Annotated in this window: 12 protein-coding genes; 9 read left to right on the forward strand and 3 right to left on the reverse strand. The window is 64.0% G+C overall.

All coding sequences use genetic code 11. From position 1 onward, the window contains the following. Nucleotides 1-135: 135 nt before the first annotated feature. A complete protein-coding gene (locus ASE71_RS00590) occupies nt 136-2,037 on the reverse strand; it encodes a methyl-accepting chemotaxis protein (RefSeq protein ID WP_060521973.1) in 1,902 nt (633 codons plus the stop codon). Nucleotides 2,038-2,329: 292 nt separating this feature from the next. Continuing rightward, nucleotides 2,330-5,950, reverse strand: coding sequence for a hydantoinase B/oxoprolinase family protein (locus ASE71_RS00595; RefSeq protein ID WP_060521972.1), 3,621 nt, complete (start codon nt 5,948-5,950; stop codon nt 2,330-2,332). A 121-nt stretch (nt 5,951-6,071) separates the two neighbouring features. On the opposite strand from ASE71_RS00595, the gene ASE71_RS00600 reads away from it, so the two are divergent. From ASE71_RS00600 to ASE71_RS00640, 9 genes are all read left to right on the forward strand, one after another. Next, a complete protein-coding gene (locus ASE71_RS00600) occupies nt 6,072-6,656 on the forward strand; it encodes a winged helix DNA-binding protein (protein ID WP_043622645.1) in 585 nt (194 codons plus the stop codon). A gap of 13 nt (nt 6,657-6,669) precedes the next feature. Continuing rightward, nucleotides 6,670-8,502 (forward strand): dipeptide ABC transporter ATP-binding protein, encoded by a 1,833-nt coding sequence (locus tag ASE71_RS00605; protein ID WP_034805626.1) that lies wholly within the window; start codon nt 6,670-6,672, stop codon nt 8,500-8,502. 90 nt (nt 8,503-8,592) lie between these two features. Continuing rightward, nucleotides 8,593-10,080: an ABC transporter substrate-binding protein gene (locus ASE71_RS00610; protein ID WP_370689612.1), complete on the forward strand. Its 1,488-nt coding sequence runs from the start codon at nt 8,593-8,595 to the stop codon at nt 10,078-10,080. A gap of 63 nt (nt 10,081-10,143) precedes the next feature. Beyond that, complete coding sequence (locus ASE71_RS00615) at nt 10,144-11,067, forward strand: ABC transporter permease (protein WP_034805623.1); 924 nt, start codon at nt 10,144-10,146, stop codon at nt 11,065-11,067. A 4-nt stretch (nt 11,068-11,071) separates the two neighbouring features. After that, nucleotides 11,072-11,926, forward strand: coding sequence for an ABC transporter permease (locus tag ASE71_RS00620; protein WP_060521970.1), 855 nt, complete (start codon nt 11,072-11,074; stop codon nt 11,924-11,926). After that, on the forward strand, nt 11,923-13,662 hold the full coding sequence (locus ASE71_RS00625; RefSeq protein WP_060521969.1) for a hypothetical protein: 1,740 nt from the start codon (nt 11,923-11,925) through the stop codon (nt 13,660-13,662). The genes ASE71_RS00620 and ASE71_RS00625 overlap by 4 nt, the downstream gene beginning before the upstream one ends. 315 nt (nt 13,663-13,977) lie before the next feature. Continuing rightward, nucleotides 13,978-14,652, forward strand: coding sequence for a response regulator transcription factor (locus ASE71_RS00630; RefSeq protein ID WP_060521968.1), 675 nt, complete (start codon nt 13,978-13,980; stop codon nt 14,650-14,652). Further along, a complete protein-coding gene (locus tag ASE71_RS00635; RefSeq protein WP_060521967.1) occupies nt 14,649-15,986 on the forward strand; it encodes a sensor histidine kinase in 1,338 nt (445 codons plus the stop codon). Before ASE71_RS00630 ends, ASE71_RS00635 begins: the two co-directional genes overlap by 4 nt. A 202-nt stretch (nt 15,987-16,188) precedes the next feature. Further along, nucleotides 16,189-16,815, forward strand: coding sequence for an outer membrane protein (locus tag ASE71_RS00640; protein WP_060521966.1), 627 nt, complete (start codon nt 16,189-16,191; stop codon nt 16,813-16,815). A gap of 75 nt (nt 16,816-16,890) precedes the next feature. Here ASE71_RS00640 and ASE71_RS00645 read toward each other — a convergent pair whose 3' ends face one another. Further along, nucleotides 16,891-18,420, reverse strand: coding sequence for an FGGY-family carbohydrate kinase (locus tag ASE71_RS00645; protein ID WP_060521965.1), 1,530 nt, complete (start codon nt 18,418-18,420; stop codon nt 16,891-16,893). Nucleotides 18,421-18,485 lie beyond the last annotated feature (65 nt).

An 18,485-nucleotide genomic window follows, 5' to 3' on the forward strand; every position in this document is an offset into this window, starting at 1 on the left:
GAATGAAGCGGCCGGCGCCGACCGTCCGCCGCATTTTCAGAGCATGCACGGCTTCCTGGGAAAAACAAAAACGATCGGGGCGGTTTGCCGCCGCCCCGATCTTAGATTTGTTTGGTGCTTGCGCTACGGCTGGGTCTAAGCCGCGCGGCTCCAGCCTTCGCGGGCTGCAGCACCTTCCAGCTTGAACTTCGCCAGCATCGTGCGCAACTGACGGCTCTCTTCGGCGAGCGTGCCGCTGGCGGCTGTCGTCTCTTCCACCATCGCCGCGTTCTGCTGGGTCATCTGGTCCATGTGGTTGACGGAGGTGTTGATCTCCTGCAGCGCGGTCGCCTGCTCGCGCGCGGCCGTCGCGATCGTGTTGACGTGGCCGCTGACATTGTTGACCAGCGTCTCGATCTCCAGCAGCGCCTCGCCGGTCGAGCGCACCAGCGCCACGCCGTTTTCGACTTCCGACGCCGAGCTGTGGATCAGCGTCTTGATTTCCTTGGCGGCGTTGGCCGAGCGTTGCGCCAACTCGCGCACTTCCTGGGCGACGACGGCAAAACCGCGGCCGGCTTCGCCCGCGCGTGCCGCTTCGACGCCGGCATTGAGCGCCAGCAGGTTCGTCTGGAAGGCGATTTCGTCGATGACCGAGATGATCTGGTTGATGCGGTTGGACGAACCCTCGATGCGGCCCATGGCATCGACGGCGCTGCGCACGATCGCGCCGGAACGACCGGCACTCTCCTTGGTGGCGCGCACCATCTCATGCGCCTCATTCGCCCGCTCCGAGGCGGTGCGCACGGTCGAGGTGATTTCGTCGAGCGCCGCTGCGGTTTCCTCAAGCGCTGCCGCCTGCTGTTCCGTGCGCTTCGACAGATCATTGGCAGCCGAGCTCAGTTCGGCGGAGTTGTCGTTGATGGTGCTGGCCGCGGTGCGCACGTTCTGCATGGTCGAGCGCAGCGTCACCATCGTCTGGTTGACGTTCGTCTGCAGCTCGGCGAAGGCACCGTGGAATTCGCCGCGCATGTTCTGCGTCAGGTCGGCGTCGGCAAGCGCCGCAATCACGCGGCGGACTTCGGTGACGGTCTGGTCGACGCTGGAGACGAGCTCGTTGACGCTCGATGCGAAGCGGTTGAGGTCGTCGTTTTCATAGTCCTTGTTGATGCGGCCGGTGAAATCGCCGGCAACGGCAGAGGCGACGACGACGCTGATGTTGGACTGCAGGTCGCTGCTGCGCGCATGCAGTGCCGCTTCCTGCGCCTTCATCGCGCGCATGGCGATGCCGTTCTTGCGGAAGACTTCCACGGCGCGGGCCATCTCGCCGATCTCGTCCTGGCGGGAAACGTCCGTCGCATCTCCATCCAGTTTTCCGTCGGCAAGTTCGCTCATGGTCGAGGTCAGGTCACGGACCGGCATGACGATGCCGCGGCGGGCAACGACGAGGCTGACGCCGACGCCGAAGAGCACGCAGGCCGCGGCGGCCGCGGCGAGGATTGTCATGGCGACGGACGAGGAATTCAGCGCCTCTTCACGAGCGGCGGAAAGCGCTTCGCCGGAATAAGTGCTGTAGGTCTTGACTGTTGCCGTCACGGTCTTTTGCGCTTCGAGCGCCTTGTCGAGTGCGGCCTTGACGGCACCGGCATCTCCGCCCTTCTCGGCGGCGACGGCGACCATGGCACGGATCTCGTCGAAGTAGCTGTTGAGCGTGAGGCGAATGTCATTCAGCAGCTTGTCTTCGGCATCGTCGGCGACCGCCTCGATCTTGGTCAGGCGGCCGAGCATTTCGGTCGCACGTTTTTCGGTTTCCGCGCCGAAGGCGGCGGCGTTCTCCGGGGCGGCGGCGAGCTGATAGGTCATGCGGCTGATGGCGATGATGTCGACGCGCAGGTCCATTGCCTCGCGCGCTGCTTCCTCACGCGCGCCGACATCGACGATCGTCGCACCGAGCGAGGAAAGACCACGCGCACCGGCAAGCGCGATCAGAATGGAGGATATGCCCATGACCACGACCACAAGGCCGACCTTGGTCAAAATCGAAAGGTTCTTGAACGTCACTGCCGTGACTCCTGTGATGTCGCGATCGCGCTGATGGGAGGGGACATGGTCAGCCAAACCGGCGGGAGGAGGACCGGATGTTTGCGGCCCCGCAAGGGGAGGAACTGGGGCGCGCACTGACCAATAAGTACTTAGTAATTTCGAATTTAAATTCGGGTTAAAAAAGCGATCGCGTCTTTTCGCATATGCAGCAATAGTTGTTGTGCATATGCCGGAACGAAAAACGGGCGGACGATCGCTCGCCCGCCCGCAGACCACCGCAGCAGTCTTGGGAGATTTCAGTCTTTCCGGCCTATGACCGGCCGTATCCACCGCCGGTCGGCGTCACGACGGTAAAGGCTTCGCCAGCTTCGAGAACCGTATGGGCGCAGCCCGACAGTTCCTCCGTCCGGCCGTCATTGCGGCGCACGAGGTTGCGGCCGAGTTCACCCGGGCTGCCGCCCTTGATGCCGAAGGGTGCGACGCGGCGATGGCCGGAGAGGATCGCGAAGTCGAGCGTTTCCCGCGCCCGGATCGTGCGCTTCGTGCCGTTTCCGGCGTGCCACTGGCCGCGACCACCGGAACCGACGCGAATGTGGAAGTCTTCGAGCACCACCGGGAAGCGGGTTTCGAGGATTTCCGGATCGGTGAGCCGCGAGTTGGTCATGTGCGTATGAACCGCATCGGCACCGTTGTAGCCGGGACCCGCCGGCGCACCGGAGCAGATCGTCTCGTAATACTGATAATTGTCGTTGCCGAAGGTCAGGTTGTTCATCGTCCCTTGCGCGCCGGCCTGGCTCTGGACCGCGCCGAACAGGCAGTTCGTCACGGCCTGGCTGACCTCGACGTTGCCGGCAACGACGGCCGCCGGATAGCGCGGCGTCAGCATCGTACCCTCGGGGATGACGATGTGGATCGGCCGCAGGCAGCCGGCATTCATCGGAATGTCGGCCTCGACCAGCACGCGGAAGACATAGAGCACTGCGGCGCGGGTGACCGGGGCCGGCGCATTGAAGTTGTCGCCGCGCTGCTCCGACGTGCCGGTGAAATCGACCGTCGCCTCGCGCTTGTCGCGGTCGACCGTGATCTTGACGACGATGCTGCAGCCCTGGTCCATCTCGTAGGAGAACTCACCGTCCGGCAACTGGTCAAGCACACGGCGCACGCTCTCAGCAGCATTGTCCTGGACGTGGCCCATATAGGCCTCGACCACGTCTTCGCCGAACTGGGCGATCATCTTCTTGAGTTCGGCGACACCCTTTTCGTTGGCAGCCACCTGCGCCTTCAGGTCGTTGACGTTCTGCAGGATGTTGCGCACCGGATAGCGCGCGCCATTCAAGAGCGCCTCGAGTTCGGCCTCGCAGAAGCGGCCGGCATCGATGAGCTTGAAGTTGTCGATATAGACGCCTTCCTCCTCGATGTTGGTGGCAAGCGGCGACATCGAGCCCGGCGAAATGCCGCCGATATCCGCATGGTGGCCGCGGCTGGCGACCCAGAAGCGGATCTCTTGTCCGGCATCGTCGAAGACGGGCGTACAGACGGTGAGGTCAGGCAAGTGCGTGCCGCCGTTATAGGGCGCGTTGATCAGGAACACGTCACCGGGCTTGATCACCGGGTTCTCGCGGATCGCGGTTGCGACCGAGGCGTCCATGGAACCCAGATGCACCGGCATGTGCGGCGCATTGGCGACGAGGTTGCCGCGGTTGTCGAAGACGGCGCAGGAGAAGTCGAGCCGCTCCTTGATGTTGACCGAATAGGCGGTGTTCTGCAGCGTCACGCCCATCTGCTCGGCGATCGACATGAACAGGTTGTTGAAGATCTCCAGCATGACCGGATCGGCATGGGTACCGATCGCGCTCTGCTGCTGCAGCGCCTTCACGCGGCGCAGCACGATATGGTCTTTCGCCGTCAGTTCCGCCTGCCAGCCGTCCTCGACGACGACGGTCTGGTTCGGCTCGATGATGATCGCCGGACCGTCGAGCCGCTGGCCGGGGCTGAGTTCGGCGCGCAGCAGGACCGGCGCATCGTGGAACTGGCCTTGCGAATAGAACTGAGTGCGGCGCGAGATGTCTGGTGTGCCTGAGGTGACGGACGCGCCTTCGCGTTCCATCTGGGCAGCACCACCGCCGACCGTCTCGACTTCGACGGCGTCGATCACCAACGCCTTGTTGTCAGCGACGAAGCCGAAGCGGCGCTTGTGCAGCTCTTCGAACTCGGCGCGCAGGCGGGCGATGTCGTCATGCGCGGGGAAGGTCGCGTCGACCGCAAGCACCGTGTCGGTGCCGGCATAGCGGATATGGGCGCGCAGATGGGTGCGAATCTCGTCGCGGGCAATTCCTTGTGCTTCCAGTTCGCCGAGGCAATCGACTTCCAGCTCGGCGCCCAGCGTGCTGAGGGCTGCCGGCGCCTTGTCGTCGAGCGCGACGCCGAGCGCCTTCTGGCGAGTCGAGCGGATATCGGCAAGTCCCATGCCATAGGCCGAAAGCAGGCCGGACATCGGATGCACGAGAATGCTCTTCATGCCGAGCTGGTCGGCAACGAGGCACGCGTGCTGGCCGCCGGCGCCGCCGAAGCAGCTCAGCGCATAGCGCGTCACGTCGTAACCGCGCTGCACGGAAATCTTCTTGATCGCCTCGACCATGTTGGCAACGGCGATGCGGATGAAGCCGTCGGCCACATCCTCGGGGCTGCGGCCATCGCCGATCTCGGTCGCCATGGCAGCAAAACGGCCGCGCACGGTCTCGACGTCGAGGCGTTCGTCCTGGTTCGGGCCGAACAGCGCCGGGAAGAAATCCGGCATCAGCTTGCCGAGCATGACATTGGCATCGGTGACAGCAAGCGGGCCGCCATTGCGGTAGCAGGCGGGGCCCGGGTTGGCGCCGGCCGAATCCGGGCCGACGCGGAAACGTTCACCGTCAAAGTGCAGGATCGAGCCGCCGCCGGCGGCAACCGTGTGGATCAGCATCATCGGTGCGCGCACGCGCACGCCGGCAACTTCGGTCTCGAACGCCCGCTCATATTCACCATCGAAATGGGCGACGTCGGTCGAGGTACCGCCCATGTCGAAGCCGATGACACGATCGAAGCCCGCGGCTTCGCCGGTCTTGGCAAGGCCGACGACGCCGCCGGCCGGACCGGAGAGGATCGCATCCTTGCCCTGGAACATTTCAGCCGCGGTCAGGCCGCCGGAGGACATCATGAACATGACGCGCGCGCCGGTTCGGGCAATGTCGAGTTCGCCGGAGACCTGGGCCACGTAGCGGCGCAGCACGGGGGAGAGATAGGCGTCGATGACAGTCGTGTCGCCGCGGCCGACATATTTGATCAGCGGCGAGACTTCGTGGCTGACGGAGACCTGCTCGAAGCCGAGTTCGCGGGCGATGCAGGCAACCGTCGCCTCGTGCTCCGGATATTTGTAGGCATGCATGAAGACAATGGCGACGGCCTTGTAGCCCTTGCCCTTCAGGTCTTCGAGGGCCGCGCGCGCCTTCGCCTCGTCGAGCGGCTGCTCGACAATACCGTCGGCCAGCACGCGCTCGTCGAGTTCGACGATATCCTGGTAGAGCGCTTCCGGCTTGATGATTTCGGTCGCGAAGATCTTCTTGCGTTCCTGGTAGCCGATCTTCAGCGCATCGCGAAAGCCCTTGGTCGTCACGAGAGCCAGGGGCTCGCCCTTGCGCTCGAGCAGCGCGTTGGTGGCGACCGTCGTGCCCATGCGCACTTCGCCGATCAGACCGGTCGGGATCGGCGCACCGGTCGCAAGGCCGAGATGCAGGCGGATGCCCTGGACGGCGGCGTCGCGGTAAGCTTCCGGATTTTCGGACAGCACCTTGCGGGCATGCAGGTTCCCGTGCGGGTCGCGACCGATGACATCGGTGAAGGTGCCGCCACGGTCGATCCAGAAGTCCCAGCTGCCGGTTTCGCGTGCGCTCATTGTCCATCCCTCTCATTCGCGAGCCGCTTCATTGTGCAAGCCCGGAAATTCATCAAAGCAGTTCGTTGACAAAATGTCGATAAAATGATGACATAAAATCGTCAAGATGAGGAAGAGCTGAATGACGAAGAAGTCGGAGGATAGCTTCGAAGGACGGGAATGGGCCGAAAATGCCCTGCCCGAACATCTAAAGCCGGTCGCGGCCATCGGCCCGATCGTTTCCTCCGCGCACCTTGCTGAAGGCGGCTCTCCCGGCCTCTCCGAGGTCGAATACGGGTTGATCCTCGCGTCGCATGCCTTTCATCGCTGGATGATGCGCTGCATGGCGGCCGCCGGCGTACCCGGTCTTTCCCCGATCGAGATCCTGATCCTGCACACGATCCGCCACCGCGATCGCGGCAAGAAGCTCGCCGACATCTGTCTCGTGCTCGACATCGAGGACACCCATGTCGCGACCTATGCCATCCGCAAGCTCGAAGCCGCGGGCCTCGTGACGACGGGCAAGGAAGGCAAGGAAAAGACCATCCTCATCACCGACAAGGGGTCGGACGCCTGCACGCGCTACGCAAAAATTCGCGAGCGGCTGCTGGTCTCCTCCACCGCCAAAGCGCGTCCTTCCGAGGAGACGCTTTCCGAGATCGCCGCCGTCCTGCGTTTCATGTCGGGCGCCTATGAACAGTCCGCGCGCGCCGCGACCACATTGTAACAAGGAAGACCGCGTGACCGTCGATACGCCTGCGCCCCTGCTCGCCGTTGAGAAGCTTTCCGTCGCCTTCAACGGCAATCCTGTCGTCGAAGACCTGAGCTTCACGGTGACGCCCGGCCGGACGCTCGCAATCGTCGGCGAATCCGGCTCCGGCAAATCGGTGACGTCGCTGTCGATCATGCGGCTCTCGGACATGATGGGCGGCCAGTTTCCGACCGGCCGCATCCTGTTTCGCGGCAAGGACGGCGAAATCGATCTGACGAGCGCCCCGCAGAAGACCATGCGCGCGATCCGCGGCAAGGAGATCGCCATGATCTTCCAGGAGCCGATGACGTCGCTGAACCCGGTCTTTACCATCGGCGACCAGGTCGCCGAAGTGTTGATGCTGCACGAGAAGATGACCAAGGCCGAAGCGCTCGTCGAGACGCGCCGCCTGCTCGACATGGTCCGCCTTCCCGACAGCGCGGAACTGATCGGCCGCTATCCGCACCAGCTTTCCGGCGGCATGCGCCAGCGCGTCATGATCGCCATGGCGCTTGCCTGCCGGCCGAAACTGCTGATCGCCGACGAGCCGACGACGGCGCTCGACGTCACCATCCAGGCGCAGATCCTGACGATCATCCGCGACCTCCAGAAAGAACTCGGCATGGCGGTGATCTTCATCACCCATGACATGGGTGTCGTCGCCGAAATGGCCGACGACGTCGTCGTCATGTGGAAGGGCCGCAAGGTCGAGGAAGGTCCGGTCGGCGAGATCTTCGCAAGCCCCAAGCACCCCTATACCCAGACGCTGCTTTCCGCCGTGCCGAAACTCGGCAGCATGACCGGCGAGGAATTCCCGAAGCGCCTGCCTCTGACCATGATGATCGACGGCGAACCGAAGCGCGTCGGCGAAACCCATATCCAGCGCACCGCCCGCTACGACGCGGCACCGATCCTTTCGGTGCGTGATCTCGTCACCCGCTTCGACGTGCGCAAGAACCTTTTCGGCAAGGCGACGCACCGCGTGCACGCCATCGAAAACGTCAGCTTCGACATTTTCCCGGGTGAAACGCTGGCGCTGGTCGGCGAGAGCGGCTCGGGCAAGTCGACGATCGGTCGCACGATCCAGCAACTGCAGAACGCAACCTCGGGCGAGATCCTCTTTGGCGGTCGCCCGGTCTCGGCCATGAGCTATGCCGAGCGGCAGCGGCTGAAGCAGGAAATCCAGTACATCTTCCAGGATCCCTTCGCCTCGCTCGACCCGCGCAAGACCGTGGGCTTCTCGATCGCCGAACCTATCCGCACCCACGGCCTGATCCTCGGTGAAAAGGACATCGAAAAGCGCGTGCATGAATTGCTGGAGCGCGTCGGACTGACGCCCGCGCACGCCAAGCGTTACCCGCACGAATTCTCCGGCGGCCAGCGCCAGCGCGTCTGCATTGCGCGTGCGCTTGCCTCCCGTCCCAAGCTGATCATCGCCGACGAGGCGCTCTCGGCTCTCGACGTCTCGATCCAGGCGCAAATCATCAACCTGTTCATGGAGCTGCAGGAACAGGAGGGTCTCGCCTATCTCTTCATCAGCCATGACATGGCGGTGGTCGAACGCATGAGCCACCGCGTCGCCGTGCTCTATCTCGGCCAGGTCATGGAGTTCGGCAGCCGCCAGCAGGTCTTCGAGACGCCGTCCCATCCCTATACTCGCCGGCTGCTTTCCGCGGTGCCCGTCGCCGAGCCCGGCAAGGGTCGCGAGCGCGCCATGCTGGAGGGCGAGATCCCGAGCCCGATCCGCCGCGTCGGCGACGAACCCGCGGTGCTGCCGCGCAAAGAAATTGCCCCTGGCCATTACGTGGCCAAGGGTGCGTGAGCCGCTTTCTCTTCTCAGGAAGGCTGTCGAAACAGGAGTGAGTAAATGATCAACAAAAAGGGGATCCACGCCGCTTTCATCGCCCTTGCGATGGCGGGTAGTTTCATGACCGCAGCCCCGGCCTTTGCCGCCGGCACGCTGACGGTATCTTCGCCGCAGGATCCGGGAAGCTGGGACCCGGTCGACACCTTCCTCGTCAACTGGGCGTCGGTTGCCACCAACATCTATGACGGCCTGACCTATCGCGGTCCGGATCTGAAGCTCGTGCCCGGCCTTGCTACTGCTTGGGAAGAGCTCGACGGCGGCAAACGCCTGCGCTTCACGCTACGCGAGGGCGTCAAGTTCCACAACGGTGAGCCCTTCAATGCAGAAGCGGTGAAGTTCACCTTCGACCGCCTGCTCGGCGAAGAAGGCTCCAAGGGTCCGCAGAAGTCCAACTATGCCGTGATCGAAAAGGTCGAGATCGTCGACGAAAAGACGGTCGACCTCGTCCTGAAGACGCCGGATCCGGTGCTTCTCACGAAGCTCGCCGGCTATGGCGCGATGATCGTGCCGCCGAAGTACATCCAGGAAAAAGGTGAGGACTACTTCAACGCCCATCCTGTTGGCACCGGCCCGTTCAAGTTCGTCTCCTACGAGCCGAAGGTCGGCATCAAGCTCGAAGCCTTCGCAGATCATTGGGGCGGCGCGCCGAAGCTTTCCAACCTCAACTACCGCTTCATTTCGGAGCCGGCGACCGCCGTTGCCGAGCTGCAGGCCGGCCGCGTCGATCTCGTCATCCCGCCGACCATTCCGATCGGCATGATCCCGACGATCCAGGGCGATAGCAATCTGGAGATCGTCTCCAGCGCCGGCCCGACGGTCTACGCGCTGCGATTCAACACGCGCGACGGCATCACCAAGGATCCGAAGGTCCGCAAGGCGCTGATCCTCGGCGTCGACCGCGACACCATCATCCAGTCGATCCTCGCCGGCCAAGCGGATCCGATCGCCAGCTTCCAGGGCAAGCTCTCCTTCGGCTTCGACCCGGCGATGAAGCCGCTGCCGTACGATCCGGAACAGGCAAAAGCGCTTCTGAAGGAAGCCGGCGTTGCGCCGGGCGCTTCCGTGCAGATCGACGTTCGCGGTAACGACGCGACCTTCAACGAGGTCGTGCAGGCTATCGCAAGCTACCTGCAGCTGATCGGCATCAACGCGACGATCAAGCCCTATGAAACCAACGTTCTCTTGAACGACATCATCCCGGCCGGCAAGACCGGCGCGCTGTTCCAGCAGTCCTGGGGCGGCTGGACGCTCGACTACGACAACACCGCCTACTCGATGTACCACTCGGGCGAAAAGTGGAACCCGTACGACAAGGACGCGGAACTCGACAAGCTGCTCGAGTCGCAGCGTTCGATCACCGACCAGGCAAAGCGCGAGGAGATCCTCAAGCAGATCGCCAACTACGCCGCAGACCGTTCGCTCGAAATGCCGCTCTATAACCTCAACGCCATCTTCGGCGTGAGCAAGCGCGTCAAGAACTTCACGCCGGTGCCGGATAGCCGCCTGCGGCTGACGGACGTGACGGTCGAGTAATACAGGCCGGTCCGCCGCCTCACGCTTGAGGCGGCGGACCATTTTTCCAAAAGGGCGGGTCACTTGGCCGGATTTCTGATCAAACGTTTTCTGCAGGCGGTCTTCGTCGTGTTCGTCGTGACACTGACCGTCTCCTATGCCATCCGGTTCACCGGTGACCCCGCGCTAATGCTGGCGCAGGGCGCTGGCAGCGTCACCGAGGCGGACCTCGTGCGCATCCGTGAGGGGCTCGGCCTCAACCAGCCGTTCCTGGCGCAATATGCCGATTTCATCACGGGCATGTTCAGGCTCGATTTCGGCCGCTCCTTCATGGGCGGTACGCCTGTTTCGCAGCTGATCGCCTCTGCGCTGCCGGCGACCATGCTGCTCGCCTTCGCCTCGCTGATCGTCTCGATCGCGATTTCCATTCCGCTCGGTATCCGCGCCGCCGTCGCCCGCGGCAAGTGGGCCGACCAGACAATCCGCATTCTGTCGCTCGTTGGGCTTTCCTTCCCGAACTTCTGGCTTGCGATCATGCTGGTCCTGTTGTTCTCGATCGTCCTCAAATGGCTGCCGCCAAGCGGCATGGACGGTTTTGCAAGCTTCATCATGCCGGCGCTGACCATGGGCATCATCCTGACGGCGACCAATGTGCGCCTGGTGCGCACCGCGATGCTGGAAACCTTGCAGTCGCAATACATCATGGTCGCGCGCGCCAAGGGCCTCAGCGAAAGCAAGGTGCTCTACAAGCACGCACTTCGTAACTGCGCGATCCCGCTGATCACCTATTTCGGCCTGCAGTTCGGCGGCCTGCTCGGCGGCATCGTCGTCGTCGAGCTGGTGTTCAACTGGCCGGGCATGGGCACGCTCGCCTTCGACGCGGTCGCCTCGCGCGATTACCCCGTGCTTCAGGCGGTCATAACCGTGCTTTCGCTGATGATCGTGTTCGTCAATCTTCTGGTCGACATCGCCTATGGCCTCGTCGATCCGCGCATCCGGACGGAGTGAGCCGATGTCGTCAAAGGCTTCCAGCACCCGCTTCGCCCGCTTCCGCAACCTCGAATTCATCCTCGGAGCGCTGCTCACCGGCGGCATCTGCCTCGCCGTTCTCTTCTCTGGCGTGCTCTTTCCCGGCGGCGTCGACAAGATCGACCTGATGGCGCGGCTGACGCCGCCCTTCGTCAATTGGGCCCATCCGCTCGGCACCGACCCGCTTGGCCGCGACGTGCTGGCTCGCGTGGTTGCCGGCGGCAAGATCTCGCTGCTCGTCGGCCTGACGTCGGTTGCCGGCGCCGTCGTCATCGGCGTGGTCATGGGGCTTGTCTCCGGCTACTATCGCGGCTTCTGGGACATGATCGTCATGCGCTTTGCCGATGTGCAGCTGGCGCTCCCCTTCATCCTGCTGGCGATCACCTTCATCGCCATCGTCGGCGGCGGGCTCGGCAACACCATCATCCTGCTGATCGTCTCGCAGTGGGTGCAATATGCGCGCCTCGTGCGCGGCTCGGTCCTGTCGCTGCGCGAGCGCGAGTTCATCCAGTCGGCCCGCGCCATCGGCGTGCGCGACTACAAGATCCTGTTCCAGCACCTGTTGCCGAACCTGATCGGCCCGGTGATCGTGCTGATGACGCTCAACGTCGCCAACAACATCCTGCTCGAAAGCAGCCTCACCTTCCTCGGCCTCGGCGTCGATCCGCTGATCCCGAGCTGGGGCGGCATGCTGGCCGACGGCCGCACCTACCTGCAGAACGCCTGGTGGGTCAGCGTCTTCCCGGGCCTTGCGATCCTGCTCACCGTTCTCGGCCTCAATCTTCTCGGCGACTGGCTGCGTGACAGCCTCGACCCAACCGGTAGAACTTCACGATGACGACGATTTTCGAAGGCGCCTTCGAGCGCACCCTCGACACGCTTCTGACCACCTACGGCAAGGAAGCCGCCCGCGGCACCAAGCTCGAAGCCTGGCTGTTCGACGATGCCGCCAGCCGCAAGGCTGCCGAACAGAAGCTTGCAAGCTTCGGCGTCAAGGCGGCGCTCAGGAGCGCCTACAAGCCGCTGTTGCATTTCTTCCTGGAAGAAGTGGATCGCGCAGCTCTCGCAAGCGTCGTCGTCCGCTATCCCCAGCATGAGGGCGCCCCTCAGAACCGCTTCCTGCTCGAAGCCTATCCGCTCGCAGCCCTCGTCAGCGATGCCGAGATCCGCTTCGAAGCAGGCAGTGCCAAGGCCTTCATCTATGACGTCACGCTGACCTTCCGTGACGGGCGCCAGGAAAACCACGCCGTATTCGCACCGAACCGCATCCACACCGACTTCATCGGCGAGACGCTTTTGTCGCCGACCGGCTGGATCCGCCTCGACGAGGGCTGCGACAAGCATCGCGAGTGCCACCTCGATACCGACTATGAGCGGCTTTTTGCCGGCACGATGCAGGCGATCTCCGATCATGCCTGGGGTGACAGCGAGCCCTATTTCGAAGAGCTCAACATCCGCGTGACCCTGCCGATCACCGACTTCCGCCTGCCTGTCGGCGAGGAAGTCATCAGCCTTCGCGAAGCGCTGCACGAGGACTTCTATTTCTCGCTGCTCGAAGTCTTCCAGAAGAAGTCCGGTCGCCCGCTCGGCGACCGCGGCCTGAAGCCCGGCCAGATCGTGCCGGAGATCGTCTTCGGCGTCGGCAAGCCCACCGTCGTCGTCAAGGCGCGGCCGCTGCAGGCGACGGATGTCGAAGGCGAAACCCTGCCGCTCGACACCGCCGAGGCACCGCTGGCGGTGGCGCAGATCCATGCCGAACTCGCCGCGATCGACGGCCAGCCCTTCGAGGCCAGGTCGCGTGCCGGCCGGCCGGTGAAGGCCCGCTATCACAAGGGAAGCGATGCGCCGGTCATGATCAGCGGCGGACAGCATCCGAACGAGACGACCGGCATCGTCGGCGTGCTTCGCGCCGCCCAAGCGCTCGCCGCCCGCACCGGTAGCCACTTCACCATCTCGCCGCTCGAAAACCCCGACGGCTATGCCGTGCACCAGCGGCTGCGCGTCGACAACCCGCTGCACATGCACCATGCCGCCCGCTACACCGCCCTTGGCGACGATCTCGAATACCGCACCGGAGCAGCACTCAACGAGCGCGAGATCCGTAAGGAGGCGGAGCGGCTGACCGGCGCGCAGCTGCACGTCAACCTGCACGGCTATCCCTCGCATGAGTGGACGCGGCCGCTTTCGGGCTACGTGCCACGCGGTTTTGCCATGTGGACCCTGCCTAAGGGCTTCTTCCTGATCATGCGCCACCACGCCGAATGGGAAGCGCGCGCCGAACAGCTGATCGCGGAAGTCACCGAGCGACTTGCGGCCGTTCCGGGCCTGCTCGCCTACAACGACGCCCAGATCGCGCTTTACGAGACGCATGCCGGCGAGACCGGTTTCCGCATTATCAACGGCTTCCCCTGCATGATCTCCGTCGACGACCGCCACACGGCACCGCTGACGCTGATCACCGAGTACCCGGATGAGACAATCTACGGCGATGCCTTCATTGCCGGCCATGAGGCTCAGAAGGAAACGGTGCTTGCGGCCTATGATGCGTTCCAGCGGATCATGGCCGTCGCCTGACCTCCGTCATTTGGCCGGTCCGTGCCGCTGCGTACCCTTGCGCAGCGACACATCGTTTGACGGTCTGCGCCTTGCGCGGCAGCGCCCGCCCGGCGCTGCCGCGCAAGGCGATTTTTGAGGGCTCTTTTCCGATCGCTCGCCCCGCAAATGCGCGGCTATTCTCTCCGTCCCATCCGAATACGGTAAGCCCCGGCCGCTCTGCATTGCCGGGCTCCCGTTCTCGCCGCTAGAAAGGCAGCGAAAGGCCGCAACGTTGTTGCAATCCTCGTCCACCAGACGTGAACGAGACACGCCTATCGGATTCGGAGATATTCAATGCGCCTGCTCCTTGTCGAGGATGAGCTGGAAATGGCGGCAGCACTCAGTGCCGCACTCAGCCGCTATGACATGATCCTCGACCATGCACCGTCGATCGACCATGCGATGGCGGCGCTGGCCAACCAGGTTCACGACGGCATCATCCTCGACCGGCAACTGCCCGACGGCGATGGCCTGTCGCTGATCCCGCGGGTGCGTGCGTTACGATCGGGTATCCCGGTAATCGTGCTGACGGCGCGCAGCGCCATCGACGAACGGGTCAGGGGGCTCGACATGGGCGCCGACGACTATCTCGCCAAGCCGTTCGCCGTGGAGGAGTTGCTGGCGCGCATCCGTGCCCTGATGCGACGTTCACCTGATATTGCGCCGATCACCGCCCGCATCGGCCAGCTGATCTTCGATTTCGAAGGCAGACAGGCCCGCGTCGACGGCCGGGTGCTGGACCTGCCGCGGCGGGAACTCCTGGTGCTGGAGGCACTGGCACGACGGCAGGGGCGCACGGTGCAGCGCTCGACGCTGGAGGAATCCGTCTACGGCTATGACGACGAGATCCAGTCCAATTCCCTCGACGCGCACGTCTCGCGGCTGCGCCGCAAGCTCTCGGAAACCGGTGCCGGCGTTGAAATTCACAGCATCCGCGGCGTTGGCTACCTTCTGAGACCCTCTCCATGACGAACGCTTCCACCAACTCGCTGAAGAAGCGTCTGATCTGGCAGATCCTGACCTTTCAGGTGCTGCTGTTGATGGCGGTCATCGCCGGCTTCATGGCCTTGCTGACGCGCGCCGATCTCGGCGGCAAGTTCCTCGACGCCGACGCCGCGTCGATCGCGGCCGGGGCAATCCGGCCGGATCCCGCCGGTGGACTGACGCTGGTTGAGACGCCGCAACTGCTTGCCATGCGGGCCGAGTCCGCCGATTTCTGGTTCGTCGCACGCAACGAACGCGGTGACATGATCCGCAGCGGACCGGTGCCGGACGCCTATCGCAGCATTGGCGAGCACCTCGACCGCATCGCCTTTGGCGATATGCGTGACAGCATCGAGCCCTATACTCTCTCGTCGATCGTGCGCTCGGTAACCACGGACAACGGCACCTATACGGTGCTTGCCGGCGGAGGGCGGCTCTGGAGCGCGTCCTTCGCGGTGTTCATCCTGGCAAACCTTCTGCTTTTGCCGATCGTCTTGATCGTGGTGCTGATCCCGGCCTTCGCGATCCCGATCATCGTAAGGCGCGCCTTTGCCGGTCTTGCCGAAGTTGTCGACCAGGCAAAGACGATCGATGTCGAGCGCCGCGGTGCCCGGCTGCCCGATCATCGCATCCCCGGCGAAGTGCGACCGCTCGTTGAGGCGTTCAACGGCGCACTGCAGCGCCTCGATGAGGGGTACGAGCGCCGCCAGCGCTTTATCCTCGACGCGGCACACGAGCTTCGAACCCCGGTTGCGATCCTGCACACGCGCCTGGAAAGCATGGAGGCCGGCCCGCTCAGGAACCGCCTGCTGATCGATTCCAATCGCATTGCCGGGCTTGCCGAACAGTTGCTCGACCTCGAACGCATCGATCGCGACGGCACGGATTTCGGGCAGCTCGACCTGGTTTCGCTCTGCCGCGACGTGACGGCCGACCTCGCCCCGCTTGCGCTTTCGGCCGGCTGCGACCTTTCCTTCGCTCCGGGCACGGAGCGCGTCGTCGTGCGCGGCGATACCGGCGCCATCGAGCGGGCGGTCACCAACCTCGTGCGCAACGCCATCGAACACGCCGGCGGCCTGATCACGATCCGGGTGGAGCGCGGCGGCGTGATCGAGGTTACCGACGAAGGTCCCGGCATACCGGAGCGGGAACGGGCCCGGATCTTCGAGCCCTTCCATCGCCTGCAGCCGCGGGACCATGGCGCCGGCCTCGGCTTGCATCTGGTCAGCGAGATCATCGGCCGCCACAAGGGTCACATCTCGGTGGTCGATGATCCCAAGGGCGGCGCCTGCTTCCGCATCACCTTGCCTGCCGGCTAGGATTTTCCTCAGTCGGCGTATGGTTAACAGATAACTAACAACAAAATCAGTAACTTAGATAAGTTGCGCAATGTTGATGCAATCCGTGGGGCTGACAAAGGCCGTGTACCGTCCAAACATCGCCATCCCACCCCAAAGGTGAAGCGCGCATGGGAGGACGCAAGCGCCATCAAGGCGAGTTTCCTATGCACGGAGCAAGAAAATGCGGCAGTCCAGCAAGTTTTCCATCTGGTCGGGTCTTACCCTTCTCGCCCTCTGCGGCGCACAGCCATCCCAGTCGGCTGATTTCTCCGCCCCCACCTATCAGGACCCGCCGGCCTTCAGCTGGAGCGGCGCCTATGTCGGTGCCCATGGCGGCCTTGGCTTTACCGGCAGCCCCAACCCGTTCGCCGACCGCAATGGCGTCGCGCTCGGCGTTCAGGCCGGCTACAACATGCAGGCCGGCCCCGGCATCGTCGGGGCGGAAATCGAAGGCTCCTATCTCGGCGACACCGAGCACAAGGTCAACGGCGGCAAGCTCAAGGAGAAATGGCGCGGCGCCATCAAGGCGAAGGCGGGTCTCACCTTCGACCAGACGCTCGTCTACGGCACGGCCGGTTACGCCATGACCAGCTACAAGAAGGGCGGCGACGTGCGTAACGACGTCGGCTTCAAGGGCGGCTACCTGCTCGGCGCCGGCGTGGAACAGGCCTTTGCCGGCGGCCTCTCCGCCAAGCTCGAATACAACTACATCACGACGCCAGATGTCCGCACCCACACGAGCTCAGGCTCCAGCGAGAAAGACATCAACAGCCACGTCATCAAGGCCGGCATCAACATGCGTTTCTGACGGGTCAGACGGTTTGCGGCGGCGCTGCAACGTTCCTCCCAGCAGCGCCCCGACAGACCGATGCCCCTGCCCTGATCACTCCGCCGCTTCCCGCGCCGATCGCTCGGGCGTTGCAAGCCGGCGCCAGATCGGCGCCATGGCAGCGGCGATCTCGCCGTAAAGCGCAAAGCGCCTGTCATAATGCGCGGCAAGTGCAGGGTTTGGACGGTAGTGGCGCTCGGTCTTGACCATCGCCGCAGCACCAGCGGAGATATCGGCGAAAAGGCCGATGCCGGCGCCAGCCGTAATCGCGGCGCCGAGTGCGCCGGTCTCGCGTGAACGGGCGACCGTCACCGGCACGTCAAGCACGTCGGCGAAGATCTGCGGCCAGATCAGGCTGCGCGATCCGCCACCCGAAAGCACCGCCTCCTCGAAGCGAGCCCCAGCCGCGCGCAACGCCGCGATATGCTGGCGATGGCCGAAGGCGACGCCTTCAAGCACGGCGCGGACCAGATGACCCTTGCCGTGCCAGCCGGCGACGCCGTAGAAGCCAGCGCGCGCGTTGCCGTCCTGCTGAGCGCCATAGAGAAACGGATGGTAGAGCGGGTCATCAGAGGCCGGCGTGACCTCGGCTGCCAGCTGGCAGCAGAGATCGAAGGGCGACCGGCCATCCTTGCCGTCGTGCGGGAAGAGCTCGCGCACCAGCCATTCCAGATTGGCCGCCGACGTGGCACTCGCCTCGATCGCCATGTAGCGCTTGCGATCGAAGGTCGAGGACATGAAGAGCGGACGTGAGAGATCAGGCTGGTCGATGATCACCTGGTTGATGCTCCAGGTGCCGGCGATGATCGAGGCAGCACCGGTGCGGGTGACGCCCGAGCCGATTGCCGAAGCGACCACGTCGAAGAGCCCACCGACAACGGGTGTGCCGGCAGCCAGACCCGTCTGCGCCGCCGCTTCCTCGGTAACGCGTCCGACGATATCGGCGCTTTCGGCGAGATCGGGCAGCAGGTCCATGTCTTCGCCGAGGCCATAGGCCTTCATTAATGCCGCATCGTAACGCCTACCGGCGACATCGAGCAGGCCCGCGCCGCTCATGTCCGAGACGTCGCTGACGCGCGCGCCGGTCAGGCGATTGATGACGAAGTCCTTGCAGAGAAACACCGTGCCGATTTTTTCAAACTGGTCAGGCCGATGGCGCTTCAGCCAGGCAAGCAGGGTCGGCGTTTGTGATGGCCAGGGCTTCTGCCCGGCGATCGGATAGGTTCGCTCGCCGACGCCTGCGGCCTGCCATTCCTCGACGAGGCCGGCGGCGCGAGTGTCGAGCGACTGTATGCCGACAAGCGGTTCTCCGTCTCGATCGAGCGCGTAGAGACCGTTGCCGTGCCCGGCGCAACCGATCGCCGCGATCTCGCTGGCATCGATGCCGGCGCGCTCGATGCAGGCGCGGATCACCACCTTGGCATGGCTCCACAGTTCGCCAAGCCCACGCTCGACATGGCCGGGCATCGGCACATGGCTGTGCCCTTCTTCCGCGGCCATCGCGATCTCGTTGCCGTCACGATCGAAAAGTACCGTCTTGATCATGGTGTTCCCGGCGTCGATCCCGAGCAGATACTTACCCATTGCCGAACCCCTCCCCAAGGTCCTTAATCCATTTGCCGGAACGCCGCCGGTGTCCTCACAGCGGC

It is taken from the genome of Ensifer sp. Root954 (assembly GCF_001429005.1).
Classification (GTDB): domain Bacteria; phylum Pseudomonadota; class Alphaproteobacteria; order Rhizobiales; family Rhizobiaceae; genus Ensifer; species Ensifer adhaerens.